The sequence below is a fragment of the Candidimonas nitroreducens genome, from assembly GCF_002209565.1.
GTDB lineage: Bacteria > Pseudomonadota > Gammaproteobacteria > Burkholderiales > Burkholderiaceae_B > Candidimonas > Candidimonas nitroreducens.
The window spans coordinates 289,352-302,928 of record NZ_NJIH01000004.1; the positions used below are offsets into that span (position 1 = coordinate 289,352).

The window sequence follows — 13,577 nt, forward strand, 5'->3', positions numbered from 1 at the left end:
ACTCCTATCAGATGCCCTGCTCGCGGCTCTGCCGCGCGCGCTCGACCAAAGACGCGTCCTGGATTGATAATTCGTGGCCGTTGATATCCTGCGGCCTTGTGTCGGCGAGCCAGGCAATCACCCCGGCGGACAGCTCGGGGGGCGCCAGCTTCTCTCGCGGCATGCGGCTGATGTCGTTCATGCCCGACTGGCGGATTGCGGCCTGCATGGCGGTATCCACGAAGCCGGGCTGGAATCCGTAGACCGATATGCCGCGGTCGCCGTATTCGGCCGCCACACAGCGGGTCAACATGGCCAGGCCGGCCTTGGCGCTGCAATAGGCGGACCAGCCTTCGCGCGGAGTGTGGGCGGCGCCCGTGGAAAGATTGACGATGGCGCCTCTGGAAGCGAGCAGCGCCGGCAGCGCCGCCTGCAGCAGATAATACGGGCCCACCAGATTGGTCGCGACGGCCGCCGCCCACTGCTCGGGCTCGGTGTCGGCGACATGGCCTATCGGGGATATCTGCCCGGCGTTATTGACGAGAATGTCCAAGCGCCCCGCAACGTCCAGTGTCTTCTGAACCGCATTGCGCGCATCGTCGCGGCTTGACACGTCGCAGCGCAGGACGCGGCAGGAGCCACCATGCCTTTCGATCGCCAGGCGCGTGTCGTTCGCCGCATCCGGATTCCGAACCGCCAGCACACAGCCGATACCGCGCTGCGCCAAAGCGATTGCGACCGCGGCGCCTATGCCCCGGGATGCGCCGGTGATGATGGCCGTTCTTTGTCCAGCGTTGATGTCAACCGTCACGACTGCTCTCCTACGAATAGATTGCCCGCCAGTATTTCGTCCCCGGCGTCGGAAAGATCGCGCCAGATCGCCTCTGCGGCCGCGCTGGCGTCTTTGCGGCGCAAAGCGCGCAAAACGTCGTTGTGATGATGATCGGCGGTGGCCGTGCCGGTTTTATGAGAACTGAATATCTGATGCAGGTAGGGCCCGATCTGCATCCACAGGCCCTCTACCATATCCAGCATCACGACCGTGCCGGCCGCCTCGTACAGGCGGAAATGAAAGCGCCGGTTGGCCGCCAGGTAATCCACCGCCACGCTGCGTTCGACGGCGGCGCACATGGCCGCGTGATCCTGCGCCATGGCTTCGATGTCGGCCGCGGTGATGTGCGCCAGCGCGCGATGCGTCAGCATGGGCTCGAGCGCCAGCCGAATCTGGAGGATTTCCTGGAATCGGCTGCGCGACATGTGAGGCAGGACTACCGTGCGATTCGGACGCAGCTCGAGGGCGTGCTCGGCCACCAGGCGCTTGAGCGCGTCGCGCACCGGCATCGGGCTGGTGCCGAAGACCGCCGCCAGCGCCCGTATCGTGAATGCCTGGCCAGGCTCGAACCGGCCGGCCATGAGCGCCTGGCGGATTTTCTGATAAGTGACATCTTGCAGCTTGCTGACGGGATCGGCGCCTGCGGAGATGTGTGCCGCACCTGGCTCCATGGCCTCGAAAGCAGCCTGCAAGCCCACGACTTTCGGCCTGGCCATTATTGCCTCCTAAATTTGTTATCTCAAATTATAGAGGGCAAATGAAGCCTGATCTCATTCGAAAATTCAGGGTTTATACCTAATTTTTGGTGAAAAAAATCACTTATGTCGAAGCCATGTAAAGGAATTAGTATAAATTCAGCCTATTTTCCTTTGAAAAAAGCATCAAATCAGAAATATTTTTTAGTTTTGAAATATCAAAATTGGCGCATTTCAGCCAGAATGCCCTGATTTCTTTTAGTGCTACGCTCAATATGCTTAATTTCGTTATCACAAACAGGCAAGACAGGCTCGCCCGGGCATCCGGGCATGATGCCGATGCCTGTCTGTACGCACGCAGAATGGATTGAGCCGCCCTGGGGCAACAGACGCACAAACCCGCCGCGCCGCATCAGGCGCGAGGGTCGTTACGCACACAGCCACTATTTCAGCCGGCCACCGAAGCGGCGGGCAGCCGGGCGCAGCGCGCCCGGAGCTCAGGGGCGGCCTATCGAATTACGCCAGCCAGCGGAGCTATGCCAGCCAGTGCCGGCAATCGTAGTATCTGAGCAGATCGCCGTCGCGCACCTCGGTATTCACCGGCACCCGGGCAAAACCCGTGGCCCAGGGCAGAGAGCTCACCACCCCCGAACCCTGATTGCCGTAGGGCGTGACTTCGGCCACGCCGGTGTCGGATTCCTGGGCGCGCACGCGCAGGAATTCTTCGCGCGACTCGCGGAACACGCGGTCGGTGCGCAGGCGTGCCTGGCGCACCGGCGGCAATATTGCGGTACGGCCCTGCATGACGCGGATCAACGGCGTAACCAGCAAGGTAAACACCGTATAGGCCGAAACCGGGTTGCCGGGCAGGCAGACAATGGGTTTGTTGCGCGCATGCGCCAGGGCCACGGGCTTGCCCGGCTTCATGCAGACTCGCCACAGATCCAGCGTGGCGCCGGCCTGCTCGATGGCCGGCTTGACCAGGTCTTTCTCGCCGACCGACACGCCGCCCACCGTCAGCACCAGGTCGCAGTCCTTGATCAGCATCTTGAAGGCCTTGCGCACCGAGGCCTCGGTGTCGACCGCGTGCAGCACGTGCAGCACCTGCGCGCCCAGGCCGTCGACCAGCGAGGCCAGCATGGGGCCGTTGGAGTTGTAGATCTGCGCCGGCGCCAGCTTCGCGCCGGGAAAGACCAGCTCGTCGCCGGTCGTCAGTATGCCCACGCGCAGGCGCGGAAACACCGCCAGCTGGCCCACGCCCTGGGCGGCCAGCGCGGCGATCTGCGCCGCCCCGAGCACCGTTCCGGCTTCCAGCACCGTCGCCCCCTGCTGCATGTCTTCGCCGCGCTTGCGCACGTGCGCTCCGGCACGCGGCGCTTCGCGGATCTCGAGCAGGTCGTCGGCCTCGGCGCAGTCTTCCTGCATGACCACGGTATCGGCGCCTTCGGGCATCACGCTGCCAGTGAACAGCCGCGTGGCATGGCCGTCGCGCAGCGGCTGCGGACGCTGGCCGGCATAGCAGCGTTCCTGGATGGGCAGGCGCCGGCCGGGCTGATAGTCGGCGTAGCGGATCGCATAGCCGTCCATGGCGCTGTTGTCGGCCGGCGGCAGATCGAGCCTGGCGGAAACCGGGTGTGCCAGGACGCGTCCGGCGGCCAGGTGCAACGGGCATTTTTCTGTACGGGACGGGGCCTTGCCGGCCTCGGCGAGGCGTGCCTGAGCGGTGTCGAAATCGAGCATGAGAGATGTGATGAAAGAGTAGCTATTGCGTGGCCAGCAGCGCCTGAAAATGGCTGCCGAAATTGCAGGGACGATGCGTGCTGTCGAGCTGTTCGCGGATGATGCCTTCCCAGGCGGTCTTGCAGGCGCCCGTGGAGCCCGGTACGCAGAAGATCAGGGTGTTGTTGGCCGAGCCCGCGAAGGCGTCGGACTGCAGCGACGAAGAGCCGATCTCCAGGTACGACAGATGCCGGAACAATTCGCCGAAGCCGGCGATCTGCATGTCCAGCAAGGGCACGATGGCCGCCGCGGTGGACTTCTGGTGCGTATAGCCCGTGCCGCCGTTGGTGATGACGATCTGGATGCCCGGATCGGCGATCCAGTCGCTGAGCATCTTGCGGATCTGGTACAGATTGCCGCTGCTGAGGGCCCGCGCCGCGCAATGGTGCCCGGCGTCCTGCAGGCTTTGCGCCAGGTAGTCGCCCGAGCTGTCGTTGGCGGCGGTGCGCGAGTCCGATATGGTGAGGACGGCGCACTCCAGCGAGATCCTGGGCTGGTCGGCGGATGCTTTGCTCACGATGAGGTTTCCTCGGTCTGGGATGTTGCGGCTTGGGATGCCGCGTTCCTGGAAATAGCGGTCTTGGGCCTTGCGGCCTGGCCGGGCACGGCCGCCGCGCTTCCGGCGGCTTCAGCCGGCACCGCCGCCGGCCCGCAACCCGCGCCCGCGGGATCGTCGCCCCACTGTGCGGTCTTGTCGGCATCAGCCTGATGCTGGCTCACCCAGAAGCTGTCGCCGTCGGCCAGGTTCTCGCGTTTCCAGAACGGGGCGCGGGTCTTGAGCGCGTCGATGATGTATTCGCAGGCCCGGAACGCATCGCCGCGGTGCGCACTGGCCACCGCCACGAACACGATTTGTTCTTTGTGGCGCAATTCGCCCACCCGGTGCACCACCAGGCTTTCCAGCACCTGCCAGCGCGCGCCGGCGGCGGCGCAGATGGCTTCGATCTCGCGCTCGCACATGCCCGGGTAGTGTTCCAGGAACAGGCTGCGGGTGGCCGCGTCCTGCGCATAGTCGCGCACATAGCCGGTGAAGGTGACAATGGCGCCCGCCGCATGGCGCCCGCGCAGCTGCGCCTGCAGGCGCGCCGCGTCGAAATCGTCCTGCTGCACGATGACCATGTGGCCTACCCCCCCGTAACAGGTTCGAATACCGCCACCTCGTCGCCCGCCTGGATGGACGCCTGGTGCGCGACGTGGCGCTGGTTGACCGCCAGGCGCAGGCGCGACACCGGCGCCAGCTGCGGATAACGGGCTTCGAGCTGGCACAGCCAATCGGCGCCGCTGACGCTATGCGGCAGCGGCCAGGATTCCTGGCGCGTGCCGGTCAGCTCGGCCACTTGGGCGAAGTACAGAACCTTAATTGCTGCGCCATTCACCGCTCTTGCCTCCGGATTTATAGGCCAGCCGCACGGTCTCGATGACGATGCCCTTGTCGGCCGCCTTGCACATGTCGTAGATGGTCAGCGCCGCCACGCTGCAGGCCGTCATGGCCTCCATTTCGACGCCGGTCTTGTAGTCGCTGCGGCAGGTGGCGCGTATGGCGACCGTATGCGCCGCGTCGTCCAGCGAGAACTCGACCCCGGCGAAGCTGAGCGGCAGGCTGTGGCACAAGGGAATCAGCTCGGCGCAGCGCTTGGCCGCCATCACGCCCGCCACATTGGCGGTGTTCAAGACCTCGCCCTTGCCGTTGTCGCGCGCGGTCAGCAGGCGGTAGGCCTGCGCGCTCATGCGCACGCGGGCTTCGGCGATGGCCGTGCGCTGCGTCGCGGCCTTGCTGCTGACGTCCACCATGCGGATATGCCCGGATTCGTCCAGATGGCTGAGGACGGGTTCGGCGGCTTCGGCTTGATTCATGGAAATACGGGTCGGTTCGGCGCGTGGGAACTCGGCCTGCCGCGCAGGGCGGGCCGAGGGCGTGTCATGGCCCTATGATAATACGCAATGCCCACGGATGTGGGCACAAGGGATGAACAAGGTTCGGACGGATCAGGCGTCCATCCGGATGGATCAGACGTCCAGCGCGTCCTTTACGCTTTCGTAGCCGATATTCTTGTCGCGCTGGAATCCATCGATGAGCGACTGCCCCTTGGCGCGGGCCAGGGCGCTGCGGTCGGAGAGTAGCCGGCGGCCTTCGCTGGCTCCCAGCTCGAACAGGGCGTCGAAGCGCCCCATGCTCAGGCCGTGCTCGGCCGCATAGCGCATCAGATGGCTGCGGGCCGTGTTGCGGTGTTCGTCCAGGTCGTCTTCACTGACACCCAGCGCGTCGGCCGCGCCATTGGTGGCGCCGGAGATCAGCACCCACTGATCCAGGGTGGTGTCGGCATCGCGGGCCGGCACCGCATAGGCGCTGCCCAGCATGGCCATGGAGAGAATGGCGGCGGAAAGTTTCGGTAGTATCACGTGGACCTCCGTCTGTCTGGCGCCGGTACATCGGCGCAATGGTGAACATCGTGCCGGCCCGAAGTCCGGCGCAATGTTGGACATTGTCCGCAATAACTATTTCCGAATCATTGCCGAAGATCGGCACAGGCGTTTGCAAATGTATCAATATTGCAGGCAGGCGTACGGCCAAGCGCGCCGCAGGCGGCGCTTGCGCCGCCGACTGCCGGGTGCAAGCCGCGCTGCCGCGCCCTGCGGCAGCGAGTCGCCCGCCCTCGTCGTATGATTACGTTTTCAGGCCTCGTGGCCACTCACTCCCACTTACAGGAGCATCACATGACGATCAAGGTAGGGGATCACGTACCCGACGCAACGCTGGCGGAATTCATCGAAACGGCTACCGAAGGCTGCAGCGTGGGGCCCAACAGCTTCAAGGTGGCCGACCTGGTCAAGGGCAAGACGATCGCGCTGTTCGCGGTGCCCGGCGCCTTCACGCCCACTTGCTCGAACCAGCACCTGCCGGGCTACGTCAAGCTGGCCGACGAAATCAAGGCCAAGGGCGTGGATGAAATCTGGTGCGTAGCCGTCAACGACGCCTTCGTAATGGGCGCCTGGGGCCGCGACCAGGGTGCACAGGGCAAGGTGCGCATGATGGCCGACGGCAGCGCCGAATGGACGCGCCAGCTGGGACTGGAACTGGACCTGACCGCGCGCGGCCTGGGCGTGCGCTCGCGGCGCTATTCGGCTCTGCTGAAAGACGGCGTGGTCAAGCAGCTGAATCTGGAAAACGGCGGCGAATTCAAAGTAAGCGACGCGGCCACGCTGCTGTCCCAGCTCTAAGCCCAAGCCGGGCCGCCGGGCCCGGCGCCCACCGCCCCTATGTTCAAGTCGGTCGCCTCGTTTTTTTCACTCTACCTGGCCATCCTGCTGCTGCAATCGGGGGCCGGCCTGTTCAATACGTACATCGGCCTGCGGCTGACGGCGGGCTCCGTATCCGAGGTCTGGGTGGGCGCCCTGATCGCGGCCTACTACGCCGGGCTGGTGTGCGGCGCGCGCATCGGCCACAAGGTCATCATCCGGGTCGGCCACATCCGCGCCTACGGGGCCGCGGCGGCCGTCGCCACGGCCACCGTGCTGGCCCTGGCCCTGGTCGACAATTTATGGGTGTGGCTGGCATTCCGCTTCGTCGCCGGCATCGGCATGGTCACGCAGTTCATGGTGATCGAAAGCTGGCTGAACGAGCAGACCGAGAATCACCTGCGCGGACGCATATTCGCCTTCTACATGGTGTTTTCGGGCGCCGGCACGGTGTCGGGCCAGCTGTCGCTGACGCTGTTCCCGCACCTGGACTACCAGCCGCTGGTATTCGTGGCCATATGCATGTCGCTGTGCCTGGTACCGATCGCGCTTACCGGCCGGGTGCACCCTGCGATCCAGAAGCCGGCGCCCATTTACATCAAATACTATCTGGCGCGCGTGCCCATGTCGCTGCTGGTGTTTTTCGTGGCCGGCAATATCAATGGCGCCTTCTACGGCCTGGCGCCGGTGTACGGCGCCCAGGTGGGCATGACCAACAGCGAAACGGCGGTGTACCTGGCGGTGGCGGTGGCCGCGGGCCTGGCCTCGCAATGGCCCATGGGCTGGCTGGCCGACCGCGTGAACCGCGCCGGCCTGATCCGCATCAACGCGCTGATGCTGTTGCTGCTGACGCTGCCGCTGTGGGGCTGGTGGCACTTCCCCTTCTGGGCCCTGCTGCTGTTCTCGGCGGCCTACGGCATCTTGCAGTTCACCCTGTACCCGCTGGGCGCCGCATTCGCCAACGACAATGTCGACCCCGAGCGCCGCGTGGGGCTGTCCGCCATGCTGCTCATGGTCTACGGCGTGGGCGCCTGCCTGGGGCCCCTGTTCGTAGGCCTGCTGATGCGCCACATCGACACCGGCATGTTCTATGCATTCGTCTCGTGCTGCGCCCTGGTGCTGGTGGCCTTCGTGCGGCCGCGCAAGGTAACCGGCGCCCACCTCAGCCAGGATGCGCCGACCAATTTCGTACCCATGCCCGACAGCCTGCAGGCCTCGCCCGTGGTGGCCGAGCTCGACCCGCGCGTGGACGTGCAAAGCGACATCTCGCGCGATCCGATACTCGAGCAGACCGACGGCGAGACGCCGCAGGCCAGCGAGGTTCCAGCCGACGGCAGTATCGCGGCCGGCCTCGAAACCCAGAGCCGGTAGTCAGGGCTTGATGTAGGCGTAGCCTTCGTTTTCCAGCTGGGTGATGCGCACCACGCCGGACAGCGTGAAATTGGCTTCCATTACGAAGTCGTCCTTCTTCAGCTTGCGGTTCTTCATCGTGACTTCGCACACCTCGAAGTCGACGCCGCGCGCCGCCAGAGCCGAAATCAGCGGGCCAACCTTGGCCGCATCCTTGTAGTTGCTCATCAGGAAGTCCACACCCTTGGCATTGGTCACCACGACGATCTTGGTGTTCGGAGCCACATCGAGATGGTTGCGGATATTGCGCAGGCCGGCCAGCGCCTGATGCTCGGCGTCGGAGATGTGATAGACCACGCGCGGCACCTTGGCGCTCTGGGTGTCGGCGCCCCGGGCCAGGCCGGCCATGCCCAGCATGCTTGCGGCGATGATGAATGTCAGAATCTGCTTGATCATGATTTGAACTCCGGATTAATACAGCAAATACAGTAGAAAACTTTGAGGCTGTGAAAATGCCCGGCCGCGCCATGCCCGCGGCAGCGACCCCGAACCCCGAGCCCCGCGCCGAGTAGCGCGCGCACCGAGGCCGAAGCACAAAAACTCAGATACTACCCTCATTACCCTGCATACCCTTGACCACAGGCTCGTTCAGCGCCAGCTTGCCGATGGTCTTGTGAGCGCGCAGATGGCGCGCCACCACGTCCCATACCGGCTCGCCCTTGGCGCCCTCGGCCACCGGGGCCCAGCCCGCCACCTTGTATTTCTTGTCCGCCTCGATGGGCTTGCCGTTCAGGCTCATGTCGCCGATGCGGCTGCCGGCGGGCTTGCCGGGCTCGATGCTGTAGCGCAGGCCGCCCACGCGCACCATGTCGCCGCCCTGCTGGTAATACGGATCGGGGTTGAACAGATTGTCGGCCACGTCTTCGAGCACGGTCTTGATCTGGCTGCCCGGCATCTCGGTGACGGTCGTGTACGGATAGGTGATGGCGGTCTGATCCATGAGGTGCTCCATGGTGATCGTCGCGCCCGGCAAGAGGCTGGTGCCCCAGCGGAAGCCCGGCGAGAAGCCGATCTCGGCGCCCTTCTCGGCCATCAGCGCATCCAGGATGAGCTGGTCGAAAGTGCCATTGAAATTGCCCCGCCTATACAGGGTGTCGTCGGTTACCGCCAGCGGCTCGGCCAGCTTGGCCGCATAGGGCGCGCGCACCTTGTCGATCAGCGCCGCCATGGCGGGATCCGCCTCCAGGTAATTGGCGAAGACCGGCATGAGCTTGTAGCGGAAGTCGGACACCTTGCCGTTCTTCACGTCGAAATCGAGCACGGCCAGGAATTTGCCGTTGCTGCCGGCGTTGGTGACCAGGGTCTTGCCGCCCGCATTGGCAACCACCACCGGCTCGGGCACGCCGTCGTGGGTATGGCCGCCCAGGATGGCATCCAGCCCGCGCACCCGCGTGGCCAGCTTCAGGTCGACGTCCATGCCGTTGTGCGACAGCAGCACCACCGCCTGGGCGCCCTTGCCGCGCGCCTCGTCGATAGTCTTCTGCAGGTTCGCTTCCTGGATGCCGAAAGTCCATTCCGACACCATATAGCGCGGGTTGGCGATGGGCGTATACGGAAAGGCCTGGCCGATGACGGCCAGCTTCACGCCGTTCATCTCGCGCATGGTGTAGGCGGGGAATACCGGATCGCCGAAATCCGCCGTCTTGATGTTCTGCGCGATGAAATCGATCTTGCCCTTGAAGGCACCGTCGACCACTTCCTGCACGCGCTCCGTTCCCAGGGTGAATTCCCAGTGCGCCGTCATGATGTCCACGCCCAGCTGCAGGCTGGCATCTATCATGTCCTGTGCCTTGGTCCAGAGCGCGGTGGCCGAGCCCTGCCAGGTATCGCCGCCGTCCAGCAGCAGCGCGCCGGGGCGCCCCGCCTTCAGGCGGCGCACCAGCGTGGCCAGGTGCGCGAAGCCGCCGACCTTGCCGTATTGGCGCGCGGCCTGTTCGAAGTCCAGGCAGGTGTAGGCATAGGCCTGGGCCGAACCCGGCGCAAAGCCGTAATGCTTCAGGAAATAATCGCCCACCAGGTGCGGCGGCTGGTTGCGCGCACCCGCCACGCCGAGATTGACGCTGGGTTCGCGGAAATAAATGGGCAGCAGCTGCGCATGGCAGTCGGTGAAGTGCAGCAGATGCACATTGCCGAAACGCGGCAGGTCATAGAACTTGGCGGCCGCCTGTTCGGCAGCGCGCGCCGAGTTCGAAAGGCCCATGCCCCCCGCGGCGGCGACGGCAAGAATCTGCAGGAATTCACGACGATTGATCATGTAGGCTTACTCGCAGTTTGCAGGTTGAAAGTCGTAGGATCGAGCCGCGGCCCGCGGGCCCGAACGGCACCCGGGATCGGCGGCGCGGGCAAGCGCGGCATACAGCTTCCCCATGCATCGCGGCCCGCAGGCGCGACGCAGCACGCAGATTGAACAATGCAAAAGCACCCCGGCGCTTATCCAGGCTTGGGCGCGTACTTGATGAGTTCCAGAACGTCTTCCTCGAACATTTCACCGGGTATGACCTCGGCGATCTTGCCGTCGGCCTTGATCACGAAAATTTCCGGAAGCACCTTGCGCTTGCCGAACACGCTGCGCAGTTCCGGCGTTTCCATGGCCACCGGGAAGGTGTAGGAATGCTTGTGCACATAGTCGCGGGCCGCGGATTCCTTGCGATCCACGCTGACGGTGAGGATTTCCAGGCCTTTGCTGCGCGCCAGCGGCACGAGCTTCTGCAAATGCGGGTTCTGCCGCGCGCAGAACGGGCACCACGAGGCCCAGTACTCGACGATTACCGGCTTGCCCTGGAAATAGCCGGCAGGCAGCTGGCGCCCGTCGAGCAGCGTCAGGGCGGGCAGCTTCACGGCCGTGCCCACGGCGGGCTCGGCCGCCACGGCCGCCGCCGGCAGCAGGCCGCAGGCCGCAACGGCAGCGCTGGCAAACAATAGCCGGAAAAAGCTTTGGGGCCACATGATGGATGCTCTGTATGCGATGAATTCTGGAAACGCTGAAAGGCAGGATGCGGGCCGCGGCACAGCCGCGGCCCTAGGGCCTGCTTAAGGCTTGGCCGTGTCGTCGTTGACCGGCGACTTGGGGTCGAACAACAAGGCCATGACGTCCTTCATCTGGGCCTCGGTGAGTATGCCCGCCGCCCCGAAGCGCGGCATCACCGAGCACGCGCTGTAGGCGTGCGAGTTGTAGATCTTGGCCCAGGTATATTCCACGACCTTTTTGGAGTCGCCGCGCTGCTTGCCATAGTGCAGCAGCGAGGGCCCGATGTTGCCGTAGGAAATTTCCGCCTTGGTCATCTGGTGGCAGGCGTAGCAGTTGCCGCCGCTGGGCGCGCCCGGCTTGTCGGAAAACTGCAGGCCCTTGCCGCTTTGAGCGATTTTCTCGCCGGCCTTCCAGGCGCCAAAATAATTGCCGTCGGCCGGCGCCTTGACGCTGGCCAGGGCCTCTTTGGTGATGGCCTCTTCCTGTTGCTTGGTGAGGGGCTTGCCGGTCATGCCGACCTGGGAACAGGCGCGCTGCATGGGCGACTGGTCGAAGCGGTCGAGCTTGGCAATGCCCTTTTCACTGAAAGAGGCCTTCAATTCGGCCACCAGGGCATCGTGGTCGGCCTGGGCCGCATGTTCGGCCGCCAGGGCGGAGCCGCCGGCCACGGACAGTGCCAATGCGGCGGCAAATGGTGCGAGTGTGATTTTTTTCATGTGGATTCCCCTCAGCGTTTCAGACCGGGCGCGGCCATATCGCCGCCCTTGGCATTCACACCCAGGAATACCGTGAGATCGATCGAAGCCTGCGAGCCGTACTTCAGGACGGGCATGCGCTGCTGGCGGAAGCAGTCCTGCAGGCGCCACTGCATGGTGCGCAGGGCGCCCTGCGAAACGCGATAGGCCGGCCAGGAAGAATAAGCGGCGCGCGCCGGGCCCTGCTTGGTCAGGTTGGGCAGGTCTTGCAAGCGGATGCGCTGGCCGTCGACGCCGTGGCACGAGGCACAGGAGAAGTCATAGGGGCCGCCGCGGAAGAAGAAGATCTCTTTGCCGCGCGCATAGGCTTCGCGTTCCTGCTTGTGGCTTTGCGGGACTTCGATCTTCATGCCCTTGGACTTGTCGACCACGTAGCCCACCAGCGATTCCATGTCGGAGGAGTATTCGCCCGACTTGGAGATGGCATGCTTGATGATGTCGTCGCGATCCAGGCCCTGCAGATTGACCATGCAGTACAGCAGGCGCGATTCGAGATCCATGACCTTGCCGGTATCCTTGAAGTAGCGCGGCAGGTGCGCATAGGCGCCCTTGACCACGCCGGGCCCCATGCCCAGGTCGCATTTTTCCATCGAGGCGTGCTTGGGGCCGCGCTTTTCCTTCCAGAGATCTTCGCCGGTCATGACGATGAGATCGGCAGGATTGCCCCCTTCGCCCAGCATCTCGCGGTATTGCTCGATGCCTTGCTCGGTGCTGGAGGCGGACTGCTGCGCCGCACCGGCCGCAAATACCGCACAGCCAGCCGCCAAGGCCAGCGCGCTCAAGACTATTTTTTTCATATTGGCTTCTCCCGAGATTGGACGTGCGCCAAACGTAGCGCTGTCCGCACTCTTGCGTCTAGCGGATTTCCGTGGTGTCGGTACGGCTCTCGCCTTCGTTGTCCTTCCAGGCAATCGTGAGCTTGTCGCCCTTCTTGCCGCCCTTGAACTTGAACGACAGGAACGGGTCGCGCGACACGGACGGGCCCCACTGGGCGCTCAGCACCGTCTTGTCGTTGCATTTGGCCTCTACCAGGTCGATGAAGTGCGCCGGGACGATCTTGCCGGAACTGTCCTTGCGCTGGCCGGTTTCCATGATGTGGCTCATGAGTACCTTGACTTCGACCACGCCGCCTTTCTCGACGGCGCGTATGCGCATTGGTCTGCTTGCCATGTGTGTTCTTCCTTTATGTGCGTATTCAGTGTGGTATGCCGCGCAGCCGCCTCAGCCGCCGCAGCCGCCCAGCGTCACCTTGACGTTCTTGTGCGCCGTGTAGTATTTGCCGTCGGCCTTGACCAGCGCATAGATGTCGGAGGTCTTGCCCATTTTGATGCGGGTGGCGATATCGGGCAGCGAGCCCTCGGGGATGTCGAACAGCGCCGACAAGGCGTTCGGGTTCTTGGGCACCAGGATGGCGATCTGCGTGGTGTTGGGCAGCTTGCTGACCACGCCCACCGGCACCACCGCGCCGTTCTCGGCGATGTCCGGTGCCACCAGGGTGACGTCGGCATTGTCGGCGGCCGCCGAGCCCTTGAGCGCCTTGACCACGTCATCGACGGAATGGCCGGCGAAGGCGTCCTTGTTCCATTGTTCCTGCGCTGCGCGCGCCTCTTCGGGACGCAGCACCCCGGCGGCCACGGCCAGCCCCAGTACCGTACCCAACCGCAGTACGTCTCTACGCTGGTGATCCATAGGTTTTAACTCCTTCCTCTTTGAGCGAAATTCGAATTTTGAGCGAATTCAAGATGTTTTGAAACAGCCCGGGCTACAAAAACCGTAAAAAAACCACCCCCAGCACACGCCGGCGCAGACGAAACGGCGGAAACTCCGGCGGCCGGCACACTGACTGCCGGTACACTGGCTACCGGTGCACTGGCTGCCGGTACTTTGGCGGCCTCGCGGCGGCCGGCATCCCGGCGGTCGCC

Annotated in this window: 16 protein-coding genes and 1 pseudogene; 2 read left to right on the forward strand and 15 right to left on the reverse strand. The window is 64.3% G+C overall.

The window, feature by feature from the left end:
- Positions 1 to 7: 7 nt before the first annotated feature.
- From CEY11_RS08795 to CEY11_RS08830, 8 genes and pseudogenes are all read right to left on the reverse strand, one after another.
- Complete coding sequence (locus CEY11_RS08795; RefSeq protein ID WP_158215241.1) at positions 8 to 790, reverse strand: SDR family NAD(P)-dependent oxidoreductase; 783 nt, start codon at positions 788 to 790, stop codon at positions 8 to 10.
- Positions 787 to 1,527, reverse strand: a complete 741-nt coding sequence (locus CEY11_RS08800) for a GntR family transcriptional regulator (RefSeq protein ID WP_088602999.1) — start codon at positions 1,525 to 1,527, stop codon at positions 787 to 789. The genes CEY11_RS08795 and CEY11_RS08800 overlap by 4 nt, the downstream gene beginning before the upstream one ends.
- Before the next feature lie 513 nt (positions 1,528 to 2,040).
- The gene (locus tag CEY11_RS08805) at positions 2,041 to 3,246 is read right to left on the reverse strand and encodes a molybdopterin molybdotransferase MoeA (RefSeq protein ID WP_088603000.1); all 1,206 of its coding nucleotides are present in this window, start codon (positions 3,244 to 3,246) and stop codon (positions 2,041 to 2,043) included.
- A gap of 22 nt (positions 3,247 to 3,268) precedes the next feature.
- Positions 3,269 to 3,802 carry a molybdenum cofactor biosynthesis protein B gene (gene moaB / locus CEY11_RS08810; RefSeq protein WP_088603001.1) on the reverse strand — a complete coding sequence of 178 codons (534 nt, stop codon included), beginning with the start codon at positions 3,800 to 3,802 and terminating at the stop codon, positions 3,269 to 3,271.
- A 149-nt stretch (positions 3,803 to 3,951) separates the two neighbouring features.
- A pseudogene (locus tag CEY11_RS08815) lies at positions 3,952 to 4,404 on the reverse strand (molybdenum cofactor biosynthesis protein MoaE); the annotation flags it as partial.
- Positions 4,405 to 4,409: 5 nt separating this feature from the next.
- Positions 4,410 to 4,661: a molybdopterin converting factor subunit 1 gene (moaD, locus tag CEY11_RS08820; protein WP_088603003.1), complete on the reverse strand. Its 252-nt coding sequence runs from the start codon at positions 4,659 to 4,661 to the stop codon at positions 4,410 to 4,412.
- Positions 4,642 to 5,139: a cyclic pyranopterin monophosphate synthase MoaC gene (gene moaC / locus CEY11_RS08825; RefSeq protein WP_088603004.1), complete on the reverse strand. Its 498-nt coding sequence runs from the start codon at positions 5,137 to 5,139 to the stop codon at positions 4,642 to 4,644. The genes moaD and moaC overlap by 20 nt, the downstream gene beginning before the upstream one ends.
- A 153-nt stretch (positions 5,140 to 5,292) precedes the next feature.
- On the reverse strand, positions 5,293 to 5,685 hold the full coding sequence (locus CEY11_RS08830) for a hypothetical protein (RefSeq protein WP_143322741.1): 393 nt from the start codon (positions 5,683 to 5,685) through the stop codon (positions 5,293 to 5,295).
- A 315-nt stretch (positions 5,686 to 6,000) separates the two neighbouring features.
- Between CEY11_RS08830 and CEY11_RS08835 the strand changes: the two genes are divergently transcribed.
- Both CEY11_RS08835 and CEY11_RS08840 read left to right on the forward strand, forming a co-directional pair.
- Positions 6,001 to 6,504 carry a peroxiredoxin gene (locus CEY11_RS08835; RefSeq protein ID WP_088603006.1) on the forward strand — a complete coding sequence of 168 codons (504 nt, stop codon included), beginning with the start codon at positions 6,001 to 6,003 and terminating at the stop codon, positions 6,502 to 6,504.
- A gap of 39 nt (positions 6,505 to 6,543) precedes the next feature.
- Positions 6,544 to 7,893: an MFS transporter gene (locus tag CEY11_RS08840; RefSeq protein WP_088603007.1), complete on the forward strand. Its 1,350-nt coding sequence runs from the start codon at positions 6,544 to 6,546 to the stop codon at positions 7,891 to 7,893.
- Here the strand turns inward: CEY11_RS08840 and CEY11_RS08845 are convergent, their stop codons facing one another.
- The 7 genes from CEY11_RS08845 to soxY all read right to left on the reverse strand — a co-directional run bounded on the left by CEY11_RS08845 (position 7,894) and on the right by soxY (position 13,344).
- Positions 7,894 to 8,328 (reverse strand): DsrE family protein, encoded by a 435-nt coding sequence (locus tag CEY11_RS08845; protein WP_088603008.1) that lies wholly within the window; start codon positions 8,326 to 8,328, stop codon positions 7,894 to 7,896. It abuts the gene before it with no gap.
- Between the two features lie 145 nt (positions 8,329 to 8,473).
- Positions 8,474 to 10,183 carry a thiosulfohydrolase SoxB gene (gene soxB, locus CEY11_RS08850; RefSeq protein WP_088603231.1) on the reverse strand — a complete coding sequence of 570 codons (1,710 nt, stop codon included), beginning with the start codon at positions 10,181 to 10,183 and terminating at the stop codon, positions 8,474 to 8,476.
- 179 nt (positions 10,184 to 10,362) lie between these two features.
- On the reverse strand, positions 10,363 to 10,878 hold the full coding sequence (locus tag CEY11_RS08855) for a TlpA disulfide reductase family protein (protein WP_088603009.1): 516 nt from the start codon (positions 10,876 to 10,878) through the stop codon (positions 10,363 to 10,365).
- An 84-nt stretch (positions 10,879 to 10,962) separates the two neighbouring features.
- On the reverse strand, positions 10,963 to 11,616 hold the full coding sequence (soxX, locus tag CEY11_RS08860) for a sulfur oxidation c-type cytochrome SoxX (protein ID WP_088603010.1): 654 nt from the start codon (positions 11,614 to 11,616) through the stop codon (positions 10,963 to 10,965).
- An 11-nt stretch (positions 11,617 to 11,627) separates the two neighbouring features.
- A complete protein-coding gene (gene soxA / locus CEY11_RS08865; protein ID WP_088603011.1) occupies positions 11,628 to 12,452 on the reverse strand; it encodes a sulfur oxidation c-type cytochrome SoxA in 825 nt (274 codons plus the stop codon).
- 58 nt (positions 12,453 to 12,510) lie between these two features.
- The gene (gene soxZ, locus CEY11_RS08870) at positions 12,511 to 12,825 is read right to left on the reverse strand and encodes a thiosulfate oxidation carrier complex protein SoxZ (protein WP_088603012.1); all 315 of its coding nucleotides are present in this window, start codon (positions 12,823 to 12,825) and stop codon (positions 12,511 to 12,513) included.
- Between the two features lie 51 nt (positions 12,826 to 12,876).
- Entirely contained in the window at positions 12,877 to 13,344 is a 468-nt protein-coding gene (gene soxY, locus CEY11_RS08875) for a thiosulfate oxidation carrier protein SoxY (protein WP_088603013.1), read from the reverse strand.
- Positions 13,345 to 13,577 lie beyond the last annotated feature (233 nt).